Source organism: Niabella yanshanensis (assembly GCF_034424215.1).
In the GTDB taxonomy this organism is placed as follows: domain Bacteria; phylum Bacteroidota; class Bacteroidia; order Chitinophagales; family Chitinophagaceae; genus Niabella; species Niabella yanshanensis.
In genome coordinates this window covers 3,911,386-3,923,585 of sequence record NZ_CP139960.1, presented here as the reverse complement: position 1 = coordinate 3,923,585, position 12,200 = coordinate 3,911,386, and the positions used below count along the sequence as shown (strand labels likewise).

Annotated in this window: 12 protein-coding genes; 7 read left to right on the top strand and 5 right to left on the bottom strand. The window is 42.6% G+C overall.

Translation table 11 applies throughout. The features are described from left to right. Positions 1 to 20: 20 nt before the first annotated feature. Positions 21 to 1,157 carry a hypothetical protein gene (locus tag U0035_RS16250; protein ID WP_114793089.1) on the bottom strand — a complete coding sequence of 379 codons (1,137 nt, stop codon included), beginning with the start codon at positions 1,155 to 1,157 and terminating at the stop codon, positions 21 to 23. Between the two features lie 195 nt (positions 1,158 to 1,352). Between U0035_RS16250 and U0035_RS16245 the strand changes: the two genes are divergently transcribed. The 5 genes from U0035_RS16245 (at position 1,353) to U0035_RS16225 (ending at position 6,047) form a co-directional block, all read left to right on the top strand. Next, positions 1,353 to 2,594: a multidrug effflux MFS transporter gene (locus tag U0035_RS16245; RefSeq protein WP_114793088.1), complete on the top strand. Its 1,242-nt coding sequence runs from the start codon at positions 1,353 to 1,355 to the stop codon at positions 2,592 to 2,594. Positions 2,595 to 2,680: 86 nt separating this feature from the next. After that, positions 2,681 to 3,076: a 50S ribosomal protein L19 gene (gene rplS / locus U0035_RS16240; RefSeq protein WP_114793087.1), complete on the top strand. Its 396-nt coding sequence runs from the start codon at positions 2,681 to 2,683 to the stop codon at positions 3,074 to 3,076. Between the two features lie 153 nt (positions 3,077 to 3,229). After that, positions 3,230 to 3,445, top strand: a complete 216-nt coding sequence (locus U0035_RS16235; RefSeq protein WP_114793086.1) for a Sec-independent protein translocase subunit TatA/TatB — start codon at positions 3,230 to 3,232, stop codon at positions 3,443 to 3,445. A gap of 44 nt (positions 3,446 to 3,489) precedes the next feature. Then, a complete protein-coding gene (gene gatA, locus U0035_RS16230; RefSeq protein ID WP_114793085.1) occupies positions 3,490 to 4,914 on the top strand; it encodes an Asp-tRNA(Asn)/Glu-tRNA(Gln) amidotransferase subunit GatA in 1,425 nt (474 codons plus the stop codon). A gap of 80 nt (positions 4,915 to 4,994) precedes the next feature. Continuing rightward, positions 4,995 to 6,047 (top strand): lytic transglycosylase domain-containing protein, encoded by a 1,053-nt coding sequence (locus U0035_RS16225; RefSeq protein ID WP_114793084.1) that lies wholly within the window; start codon positions 4,995 to 4,997, stop codon positions 6,045 to 6,047. 366 nt (positions 6,048 to 6,413) lie between these two features. Here U0035_RS16225 and U0035_RS16220 read toward each other — a convergent pair whose 3' ends face one another. The 4 genes from U0035_RS16220 to U0035_RS16205 form a co-directional block, all read right to left on the bottom strand. Further along, positions 6,414 to 7,244, bottom strand: coding sequence for an energy transducer TonB (locus tag U0035_RS16220; protein WP_114793083.1), 831 nt, complete (start codon positions 7,242 to 7,244; stop codon positions 6,414 to 6,416). Between the two features lie 67 nt (positions 7,245 to 7,311). Further along, entirely contained in the window at positions 7,312 to 7,950 is a 639-nt protein-coding gene (locus U0035_RS16215; protein ID WP_114793082.1) for an ExbD/TolR family protein, read from the bottom strand. A gap of 31 nt (positions 7,951 to 7,981) precedes the next feature. Next, positions 7,982 to 8,632 (bottom strand): ExbD/TolR family protein, encoded by a 651-nt coding sequence (locus U0035_RS16210; protein WP_114793081.1) that lies wholly within the window; start codon positions 8,630 to 8,632, stop codon positions 7,982 to 7,984. Positions 8,633 to 8,710: 78 nt separating this feature from the next. Continuing rightward, on the bottom strand, positions 8,711 to 9,568 hold the full coding sequence (locus tag U0035_RS16205; protein WP_114793080.1) for a MotA/TolQ/ExbB proton channel family protein: 858 nt from the start codon (positions 9,566 to 9,568) through the stop codon (positions 8,711 to 8,713). 335 nt (positions 9,569 to 9,903) lie between these two features. On the opposite strand from U0035_RS16205, the gene tpx reads away from it, so the two are divergent. Together tpx and U0035_RS16195 are read left to right on the top strand one after the other, a co-directional pair. Then, a complete protein-coding gene (gene tpx, locus U0035_RS16200; protein WP_114793079.1) occupies positions 9,904 to 10,401 on the top strand; it encodes a thiol peroxidase in 498 nt (165 codons plus the stop codon). A gap of 507 nt (positions 10,402 to 10,908) precedes the next feature. Next, positions 10,909 to 12,195, top strand: coding sequence for a voltage-gated chloride channel family protein (locus U0035_RS16195; RefSeq protein ID WP_114793078.1), 1,287 nt, complete (start codon positions 10,909 to 10,911; stop codon positions 12,193 to 12,195). Positions 12,196 to 12,200 lie beyond the last annotated feature (5 nt).

Genomic DNA, 12,200 nt, shown 5'->3' with positions numbered 1-12,200 from the left:
CCGAAAGTCAGGCTGCCCTATTACTGCGCCAGCCTCCCTATTTCGTTCTCTAATAACAATGTTAGATAATAGGCCTCCGACCGGTAAAAAAAATTGGTTTTCCTGCTGTTGGCAAAAATTCCTTTTACAGGATTAGGGAATACAGAAGTCATATTGGCTACAAAAAAATAAAAATCATCCCAATCTTCCTGCCTTAGTTCAATTTTCGCCCCGGCTGAATTATTTAACCTGGATAAAGAAGTTTGTAATAGTATTTTCTCCATCCCGTTATCGGTCCTTTGCATTTCTCTTTTCAGGTCTTTTATTAGCAAAGGCTTAAAATCAACTAAAAGCGGATGCTGTGAATGAGCTGCAACCAGCCGCGCCAGGTGATATAAGATAATACTGGTATTCTGATAATGTGGCGAGATATAATGAGGACGCTTAATGTGCTTGCGGGCCACCAACATATCCTTCATCAGCCATATGGTAGCACTATCGAACTGGTTTAATTCAAGTTGGTTGTCCAGCACAAACCGCATTCCGTTGGCCTGTACGCAAATATCAAAATCAACCGGCATATTTTTACCAAACCAGGTAGAGTAAGCAGGCACCTTTTTGTACCGCCTGAAAGTATTCCTGATCCGCCTCTTTTGGCCGTTAGCATTTTCGGCCATCAGCTTCTTCACTTCCAGCTTCAGGCTGTCACTGAAATCAGCAGATAAGTACAATATAGCCGTGTCATCCAGATCGTCGGGTATAATATACTTTTTACGCTGAGAGAAATAGCGGCTATTGGGAAAATGCCGGGAGGGTTGGGTCTGCCAGAAATTATATACGGGCCCGCCATCTTTATTGCGGTACCGGTGGTAATTAGCAGCTGCTTTTGCCATCATGGCATCTACAACTGCCTGGTTTTTTGCGGATAAATCTGTCTTTATGCTTTTCAATGTCCAGGCGATCAACCCTGTAAAAAAAATATTATCATCTGCTTTGGCAGCCTTCCTTCCCGGCAGGTAAGCTCTTTGAGAGGGGAACAAGCCTGCAGGATAATTAGTATCGGCTCCTGTCACCTGCAGATCACTGATACGTCCGATCAAAGAGTCGATATACTGATTCTGTCCCAGGGCCGGACAAGCAAAGACATATAAGATCGATAAAGTCAGTAATAAACGCATCAAAATTTAGTTTAATGCCCGCAAAATTAGAGCTGTATCCTATATTACCCCAAAAATGAATGTTCTTTATAATAACGCCGAAAAGTACCGGGGTATATCACTCCAACTATCCCATTTCCAGGTTCCCGAAAATTTGCCTTAGCTTTGCGGCTCATTTACCCATACTCTTGCTTGCCCAAACTGATATCATATTTTATGAAGGGCAATAATAAATTTTTAAAAATACTTCTTTTGGGACTCCTCAGTGCCATTGGTCCATTCTCAATTGACATGTACCTGCCGGGATTCCCTAATATCGCTAAAGAGCTGCATACTGATGTAAGCAATGTATCGCTTACACTTTCCAGTTTTTTTATAGGCATCTCGGCAGGGCAGCTTTTATACGGGCCATTGCTGGATAAATACGGACGAAAAAAACCGCTCTATTTTGGCCTTAGCCTGTATATCCTGGCATCTCTGGGCTGTGCGATGTCTGCTTCTGTAAACATGCTCATTATTTTCAGGTTTCTCCAGGCGTTAGGAGGCTGTGCCGGTATGGTAGCATCCCGCGCCATGGTACGCGATCTTTTTGATGTGAAAGAAAGCGCCAAAGTTTTTTCACTGTTAATGTTGGTAATAGGGGTATCTCCTCTCCTGGCACCTACTATCGGTGGATATGTTACGGCCGCCATCGGGTGGCGCTATGTTTTTATTATTCTGCTGGGCATCGTACTTATCATTTTGCTGCTGTGCATTTTTCTCCTGCCCGAGAGTAAACAACCTGCCCCGGACTACTCATTAGCACCTGCGGCTATACTTAAAAGATTTGCTGATGTGTTTAAACAGCCTCAATTTGTAATTTACACTTTCGCCAGCGCATTTACTGCGGCGGGTTTATATGCTTATGTAGCAGGATCTCCACATGTATTTATGGAAGTTTTTGGCGCCAGTGATACCTTGTATGGCTGGATATTCGCTATGATTGCAGGGGCGCTCATTGTAGCAACGCAAATAAATGCGCAGATACTGAGAGTTACCTCCAGCGAAAAAATTATTCCCAGGGCTATATTTTTCCAAACCTGCGCCGGTATTTTACTATTTGTTGGCTTTGCGTATAGCTGGTGGGGTATGACCAGCAGTATTATCCTTTGTAGTATTTTCCTGGCCTGCCAGGGATTTACATTTCCCAATGCTTCGGCTCTGGCGCTCGCTCCTTTCGAGCAAAACGCGGGAAGCGCTTCTGCACTTCTGGGCTGTATTCAAATGGCAACGGGAGCATTTTCTTCGGCGATGGTCAGCGTTTTTCATGATAAAACAGCTACCCCACTGGGTCTGGTAATGGGCTTTTGTGCTATAATCGCGCTATCGATACTCTTAACCGGGAAGGGTATTGTACGCTACCGGGCCCGTAAGGCCGAGGTAGAAAAAAGCACGGTAGACATGATCACCGAATTATAATACCCCGTACTGAAGAAAAACTTTATTCAACTTGTATCAAAATTTAAAATTTCTCCTTACCTTTGCAGTCCTTAAAAAAATAAGTTATGAGCAGCGCGATAGCTTTCGTTCACGAGCAATTGACACAGACAAAAAAATTTCCAGCTTTTAAAGCCGGTGATAATATTACTGTAAACTATAAAATTATAGAAGGAAATAAAGAACGTATCCAGTCTTTTAAAGGAGACGTTATCAAAAAACAAGGTAGCGGAGCTACTGCAACCTTCACAGTTAGAAAAATTTCTGACGGTATAGGTGTTGAAAGATTATTTCCTTTCACTTCTCCTAATATCGACTCGATCGTATTACACAAAGTTGGCCAGGTTCGCAGGGCTAAACTGTTTTACCAAAGAGAAAGAAGCGGTAAAAGCGCACGTATCCGTGAAAAACGTATGGCTGTTGGTGCTAAAAGCGCTAAGAAAGCTGCTGCAGAAAAAGCATAATACAGTTAATAATATTGATAAAAATCCTGCCCAAGCGGCGGGATTTTTTGTTACTTTACTTTCTTTAAATAAATACGATTGCCGATTTTTTAAACAAGTTCACATCTGCTTTTGTATTCTTCTCGTATCTTTGATAACTAATTTTTATTGATCATGACACAAATTCAACTATTGGGCGCTTTGGGTACAAATGAAATCATCATTATATTGGTTATTGTGCTGCTGTTATTCGGAGGTCGTAAAATTCCGGAATTGATGAGAGGCCTGGGTAAAGGTATGCGCGAGTTTAATGATGCAAAGGACAACGTTAAAAAAGAAATAGAAGAAAGCGCAAACTCTATCACAAGCGAGCCAAAAAGAGCCGAATAAACCGCCATCCCATATTTTTTTTCTGACTTACAAAAGCCATCCTTTTGCTAGATTTCATTTCTATTGCCCGTTACCATCAGGACTTAACAGAGGGTAAAACATCTTGCTTAACTACCGTTGAAACTTATCTTCAAAAAATTGAAGCCCAAAAGCAGCTGAATGCTTTTGTGGAAGTTTATGCTGAAGAAGCGAGAACCCGGGCAAAAGAACTGGATCAGCTGGAAACGCCCCAGGGGAAACTCCACGGGGTTGTTATAGGAATAAAAGACGTTATTTGCCACAAGGGACATGAGGTAACCGCTGCATCCCGCATCCTCGAAGGTTTTACTTCTATCTTCTCAGCCACAGCAGTTGAACGCTTGCTGGCGGAAGGTGCGATCATTATCGGGCGTTTGAACTGTGATGAATTTGCAATGGGGTCGACCAACGAAAATTCTGTATACGGGAAAGTACTAAATGCTGCAGATGAAACACGTATCTCGGGTGGATCATCCGGGGGATCGGCAGTTGCTGTTCAGGCCGGACTTTGTATGGTATCGCTGGGAAGCGACACCGGCGGCTCGGTAAGGCAGCCGGCAGATTTTTGCGGTATTATTGGCTTAAAACCAACTTATGGGCGCATTTCAAGGTTTGGCCTTATTGCTTATGCGTCGTCTTTTGACCAGATCGGTATTTTTTCTACTACAGTAGCTGATGCAGCCCTTTTACTGGAGGTAATGGCCGGCGCTGATGATTTTGACAGCACCGTATCCAACACCCCTGTTCCGGCTTATTCCAGGGAACTGGAAACGGGCAAAAAATACAAGATAGCATACTTTCCCGAAGCACTTTCTCATCCCGGGCTCGATCCCGAAATTTCGAACGCAGTTAAGAGTAAGCTGGCAGACTGGAAAAGCCAGGGTCATACGGTTGAAGAAGTGCATTTTGACCTGCTGGAATATATTGTTCCGGCATATTATATTCTCACCACTGCTGAAGCAACGTCTAATCTTTCCAGGTATGATGGTGTAAAATATGGTTTCAGAGCCAATAAGGGGGCTATTACAGACCTGGATACTTTTTATAAAGAGAACCGCTCCCAGGGTTTTGGATGGGAGGTTAAGCGACGAATTATGCTGGGGAACTTTGTATTAAGTTCGGGGTATTACGACGCTTATTTTACCCAGGCTCAAAAAGTAAGGAGAACTTTAACAAATAAATTATCGTTGATTTTCAACGATTTCGACTTCCTATGTTTACCCACTTCTCCATCGGTAGCCTTTAAGATAGGTGAAAAAATGGAAGACCCCGTAGCTATGTACATAGCTGATATTTATACGGTTATAGCTAATCTAACCGGTGTACCGGGTATCGCTGTGCCCCTGTTTTCCCACCCGGACAACCATATGCCATTCGGCCTGCAACTGATGTCTGCTCATTTTAATGAATTATCTTTGCTTTCTTTTTGCAACAATATTTTAGAGAATTAAACGTTATTAAGAATTCAAATAACTACTACAACCAAACCATAGACTTTTAATTGACCTTTTTTAAAAACATTTTACAAAGAATGATTAATAAAAAACTGGTAGTGAAGCATTGCGGCATGGTGATTCTTTTCTCTTCTCTGTCTTACATTTCTTTCGGGCAAATAAATCCTTTAGTTATATCTTCTGGTGTCAATAATAATGCCGACGCCGTTAAAAAAGCAGATCCGAAGGGAGCCTTTAAGAATCTTTTTGAGGCTTCGGGCAGCTCATCAGCAAAAGTAGCAACATTGAAGGGTGTTAGTATGGAACACCTGAATCCACAGGCATTGAGTTTCGTTCAGGATTATATGGAGAAATATTCTGAAGACCTAAAGGAGCTTCAAACCTGGGGAAAACCTTATTTTGATATGATGGATGATATTTTAACTCAAAATAACATCCCCAAGCAATTGAAATACCTGGCGGTGATTGAATCGAATTTAAAGTCGTCTGCGGTATCCTGGGTAGGTGCGGTAGGTCCCTGGCAATTTATGCCCGGCACGGCTACTACTATGGGACTTCGTGTAGGCCGTGGCGTAGACGAAAGAAGAGACTATCTTAAGAGCACCAAGGCTGCCAGTAAATATCTGAATTACCTCTATAATATTTACGAGGACTGGTTACTGGTAGTTGCCGCTTATAATTGCGGGCCCGGGCGGGTAAATTCTGCTATAGCCAAGGCCGGCAGCAGTGACTTCTGGAAACTTCAGTATCATTTACCAACTGAAAGCCGCAATCATGTAAAAAAATTCATTGCTACCCACTACATCATGGAGGGTGAAGGAGGTATTACTACCGTATCGAAACAACAGGCTTTGGCAATGATGACCACCGTAAAAGACGAAGTAACACATAAGGATGTAAAAGTACAGACGATCAGCGGTCGATATAACTCGAAAGCTATTGTAAAATACCTGGAAATGAGCATTGAAGAATTTAGCAGCCTCAATCCGAGCATGGATAAGGTTTTAGCGTCTAATGCTACCTACCAGCTCAAATTGCCTTTAGAGAAAATGGACCTGTTTTTATCCAAAAAAAATGAGATGCTGAACGAATCCATCCAAATGCTGATCAACCCTGAGTACAGGAACTAATATCATATTTACAACAAACATTTTGAAACCGCCCATCGGCGGTTTTTTAATTTCCGCAGTCCCATACCTGCTCGTCCCCTAACTCTTATTATATGTGAGCGTCGAATTAGTCTGCTGATATTCCTTTTATCACCTACAGGAAACATACATTCCGAAAACTGCCTTCCATGCGCCTATCATCTGGCGTTGCATACTCATCAACCTACCATCAGTCGATTGAGGCTTCTGGTTATTAAAGAAGCAGCCATACTCCCCATAATCCCTAATTAATAGATCCCAACTAATAATACTTCAGGGGGGGTACACAGCGCAAAAAACCCGCCTTTTACGACGGGTTTTAATATTTGCTGTACAAGTACTGTCAGATTATTGATCTGTCACCTGGAAGGTAATAGGCTGTTTTCTGTAGGCCTTTACCTCTCTGCCATTTTGAATGGCCGGGTTCCATTTACCAGATTTTTTAATTACCCTGGTAGCTTCCTGCTCCATTCCAAAACCAACGCTTGTTAACGCTTTTACATCACTTACGTTTCCTGCAACGTCCACAATGAACTGGATAATTACAGTATAGGTTCCGGGAGAAGCTCCGTTGTCAACAGCTACCTGGCCATCAAGGTTTCTTTCAAGGAAAGAACGCCAGTTACCAGGATATTTTGCATCCACCTCAACTTTGGTAAAAACTTCAGGCTCTTTTTCAACCGGCTTTGCCTCAACAAGGCCCTTACCTCCATCTGCGGCTGCAGGCGGTGTAACGATACCGATATCTTTGATACCCTCCTGGCTGATCGTACCAATTTTGGTTTCTTTCAACTCTTCTACTGCGGGTGGGGGTTCTTTTACTTCCTCATCTTTTACAATTTTCGGAGGAGTAAATGCCTTCATTTCAATTTTTGGAGGCGGCGCCTGCTTTGGCGGCGGCGGCGGCGGAGGTGGCGGTGGCTCTTCCGGTTTCTCCTGCTCAATTTGTTGTATAGTAACTTCATTGATCTTTACTGCATCCTCGTCTACCGCCGGCGTCATCTGGCTTTTCAGGAAAATACCTCCTGCAATTAAAGCAAAGCCAAGAGCAGTACCACCGATAGCAATCCACAATCTTTTATTATAGCCTCTACGAAGTTCGTAGGCACCATAACTCTTATTGCGGCCTTCAAACAGAAGATCCAAAAAGTCGGTACTTAAAATTTTATTGGCGTCCATTGTTCTTTTAATTTGTTAATTATAAGATGCGGGTGTTGGAAAATTCCACACAACTAACATCAGTTTTTTACTGAGCTGCGGGGGCTGCTGCTGCCGGAGCCCCGCCTTGCGAAGCATTGATCAGATCTTTCTCTGTGTCGAATGGCTCCAATAACGCATAGCGTGCTACTTTATTAATGGTCATCTCGTCTAACAGATCAATTACATCCTTATAATTGGCTTCCTCAGTTGGCTTAATCAGCACAAAGAAATCTTTCTGCCGGCAGTCATTCGGATTTTTACCCTCCTGCCTTGCCTTTGCTTCACAGGCAGCATCGGTTACGTACCTGGATTCAACTTCTTTCTTTTTCTTGATAATTACATCTCTGATGTCTGTAAGCGTTGACGACTTAAACGCCTGGCTGGCATTTTCATTCGTCAGCTCACCTTCATAATAGAAGATATTATTATCACGGCCCACCATGATAGTAAGCGCACCTGACATTTTAACCTTTGTTTCTTCTTCTTTCTTCTCTGTATCCTTCGGCATATTGAGATCCATAGTTGTTGGAGAGCTCATAGTAGAAGTAAATATGAAAAAGGTGATCAACAGGAAACCGAGGTCCACCATCGGCGTCATATCTACCCTGGTGCTTAGCTTCTTGGCCTTCTTAACGCCGGGGCCTTTTTTGTGGCCGCCGCCATCGCCGGTATCTAAACTTGCCATAACTAATTCTGTTTAAAAAATTTAATACTTATTATTTGCTGTTGCGCTCTACCCACAATTCTGTTCCGGTAGGAGCACCTTCAGGCATGGTAACCAGGTTATACTTCTGCTCGTCGTTCTTCTTTAAAGCATCTATAATTGCTTTGAAAGCAGGATATTTAGATACATTATCCCCCTTAATCAGATACTTTAAAGGCTGACCGGCAAAAATACTACGCGAAGCTGCGATCCAGTAGTATAATTCATTATTTGCTGAATCTTTAACCGGAATACCTTCCTGTACGTAAGTTTTCTTCTGATCTGCCGGCAATGCGAGGAACGCTCCTAATTTATTAAAAGGAACACCGATCATATCGCCTGGAAAATAACCGGCTACCTGTGCATCGGTTACAGGAATATTTCTTGCCTGTGCAGCAGCTTTAATGATATCTCTTGCCTGCTGTGGATCTTTCTGCGCCATGATAGAGAAATATACTTTATCATCTTTATCAATGCTGATCATCACCGCATCATTTTCCGGCAATTTTTGAGATGAAACCGAATTAGGGGTCTGAATGGGAACTGCCTCAGCCGGTTTGAACTTAGTAGCCATGATAAAGAACGACAGGATAAGGAACGCGATGTCCACGAAGGGCGTCATGTCCGTATCAGTCGACTTCTTGGCTATATTAACTTTAGGCATATTGAATTTATTATTTTGATATGAGACGATTTAATTCGGAATTTCCATAAAATCAACTTTCGTCTTTGTTACAATTTATTATTTGTACAAAGAAGCAAAAGACTGAGTTAAAGTAAATCCAGACTCGTCGATACCATAAGTAATACTATCGATCCTTGTTGTTAACATGTTATAGAAAATCAAAGCCAGTGTTGAAGTACCGATACCAATAGCTGTATTATACAGAGCCTCAGAGATACCAACCGCAAGAGCAGAAGAATCGCCACCGCCTCCAGAAGAACCTAAGGCTGCGAAAGAACGGATCATACCCATTACCGTACCTAATAACGCCACAAGCGTACCAGCTGATACGATAGTAGAAAGGAATACCAGGTTTTTCTGAAGCATAGGCAGCTCCAGCGCTGTAGCTTCTTCAACTTCTTTCTGGATAGCCACTACTTTTTGCTCGGTTTCTAAACCGGTTTCGTTGATCATTTCTTTGTAACGACGAAGACCAGCTTTCATTACATTACCAACTGAACCTCTTTGTTTGTCGCACTCAGCGATAGCTGCGTCAACATTTTTATTAGCCAGATGATACTGTACTTTGCGGATAAAGTTGCTGATGTTTCCTTTACCTAACGCTTTGCTGATTGTTAAGAATCTTTCAATCGCAAATACAATCACTACCAATAACATTCCTATCAGAAGAGGTACAATGATACCACCTTCATAAATGGCATTAAATGCTCCTTTAGGACCTTTGTGGTGAGGCCAAAATCCGCCTGCTGCATCAGGTACATCAAAACCCGCTGGATCACCCATAATAAATCTCCAAATAGAATAACCTGCCACTACACACAGGATAGGTGCTATCCACGAAATTGCATTACTGCTTTTTTTGGGTTGCACAGATGTCGTTGCTGCCGCTACCGGCTTAGCTTGATTTTCAGCCATGATCTTAGTTTTTTTAGTTTTTTAAATATTAAAGCTTGTGAAATAGATTACAATTCTAACAAAAAATAATTTATAACAAAATTTTTCTTTGTTATTTTTTTCTGATTTAAGACCTCATGTTTAATGATTATTTAACGCCTCCGGATGGTTATTAAATAACCATTAAATTTATAAAAACACCTTGCTTTCTGTAATACAGCCCTCGTTAATAAGGCATGAATATATGAAATTTATAACCAATACAAATTTGTTTTTTTCCCTTTGGAGTACAACCGCAATTAACAATACTTTTGTTAGAAGTAAATTCAATACTCAACTAATCAAAAACAACAAACATGTCGACAATTACATTAAAAGGTAATGCAGTAAATACAACGGGCACTTTGCCTGAAGTGGGTAGTCCGTTGAAAGATTTTACCCTGGTTAAGGATGACCTTAGCGAAAAAAGCCTGTCCGACTATAAAGGCAGGAAAATAGTGCTGAATATTTTTCCGAGCATAGATACCGGTATTTGTGCCGCTTCAGCAAGAAAATTCAACGAAGAAGCCAGCGCCCTGGAGAACACGGTGGTAATCAATGTATCCAAAGACCTTCCTTTTGCATTGAAGCGTTTTTGCGCTGCAGAAGGATTGAATAATGTAGAAAACCTGTCGGATTTTCGCGGAAACTTCGGAGCTGATTACGGTGTTACCATAGCAGATTCGGGCATGAAAGGCTTATTAAGCCGTGCTGTAGTCGTTGCCAATGAAGAAGGACAGATCGTTTACACAGAGCAGGTACCTGAAATCGCCCAGGAGCCCAACTACGAAGCGGCACTGGCTGCATTGAAATAAAATCGCATCAATCACTTTCTTCATCCCTGTACCACTATTGGTCAGGGATTTTTTATGGGGCGCGTTAAAAAGTTTTTCGCATTATAATATTTTTTACCGCCCGTCCGACCGGCGTTCATCCGGGCGGAGTACGCGGAGAATACGCAAAGCCCGCCTGACCGGACGCCCGCCCGTGCCGGCACGGACGGGGCAGGTATCCTATGTAGCGGTGAAAAACTTTTCGACCCCAGAGGCTTAAATCGAACCTAAAGCTGTTTGGCCAGGCAAATACTGCATCTATGTCACCCTTTCAGGGTTTATTACCCCGTACATTGTGCGTTTTTATAATGATTTGATCGAATCTTTTTCAAGTCCTAAGGGTTGACAGGATTATAAAAACATTATTTTTGTTGGGTACAGATTTAAGGAAATGGTGTCTTCCTATTTGAACCGTTCACCTTCATGGGTGGAATAATGGCGCCTGCAAATGAATGGTATTTTAGTATCCTGAAATTCAAATTGTAGGTCATGCAAAAGTTCCGCACATCTTTTCATCCTTTTTTAGTTATTATCTACCTGGTCAAATGGACCCTTTGGGTTTTACCGGTGTCACTGTTAACAGGCTCCCTCGTAGCGCTGTTCCTGTGGTTGCTCGAAACGGTCATTGAAATAAGGTTCCATTATAACTGGTTACTTTATTTTTTACCACTGGCCGGCATTGTTATACATTTTCTTTACAGGTATTCGGGAAAAAACGCGGAAGCGGGTAATAACCTGATCATCGATGAAATACATAAACCCGATACCGGTGTTCCGCTGAGAATGGCCCCGCTGGTACTATTTTCCACTATTATTACGCACCTCTTTGGAGGGTCCGCGGGGCGGGAAGGCACCGCTGTACAGATGGGAGGCAGCCTTTCTCATTTTTTAGGAAGACACATGCACCTCTCCAAAGAAAACCTGCGTATATTATTAATGACCGGTATCGCCGGTGGATTTGGAGCCGTATTTGGAACACCTGTTGCCGGGGCTATTTTTGCATTAGAAGTGCTGGTTGTGGGTAAGCTGAAATATAATGCGTTACTGCCCTGCCTGATGGCCAGCATATTATCCAATATTGTTTGCAGCGCCTGGGGCATTCATCACACCAACTACCAAATTAGCTTCGTAAGTCAACACCTGCTTAGCTTGGGCTCGTTTGGGTTTAACCTGTTATTGATGGCAAAAGCAATTGGCGCCGGTATCGCTTTTGGCCTTGCTGCCTACCTTTTCGTCAGGCTGTCTCATGCTATAAAAAGATATAGCAATCAACTGATAAAAGTAAAATGGCTGATACCGGTAACCGGCGGACTGATCATTATCGTGTTAAGCTTTTTAATTAGTCCTGACTACCTGAGCCTCAGCGTCAGCAATCCCGATCCCGGCGCTGTTTCAATAGTGACCTGTTTCAAAGACGGTGGCGCGAAACCCTTTAGCTGGTTATGGAAAATTTTATTTACGACGATAACCCTGGGTATGGGCTTTAAAGGCGGCGAGGTTACGCCCCTGTTTTTTATTGGCGCCGCCCTGGGAAACACTATCGCTATGATAACAGGCGCACCAGTTGATTTAATGGCCGGATTAGGCTTTATTGCGGTATTTGCCGGCGCAACCAATACACCTCTTGCCTGCACCATAATGGGAGCCGAATTATTCGGCGCAGACAATATTGTATATTATGCCATTGCTTGCTTTACTGCCTATTATTTTAGCGGTCATACCGGTATATACGGTGCGCAAAAAAACCAAATACCGAAAATGCCCGGTAGAGCGTGACCGAT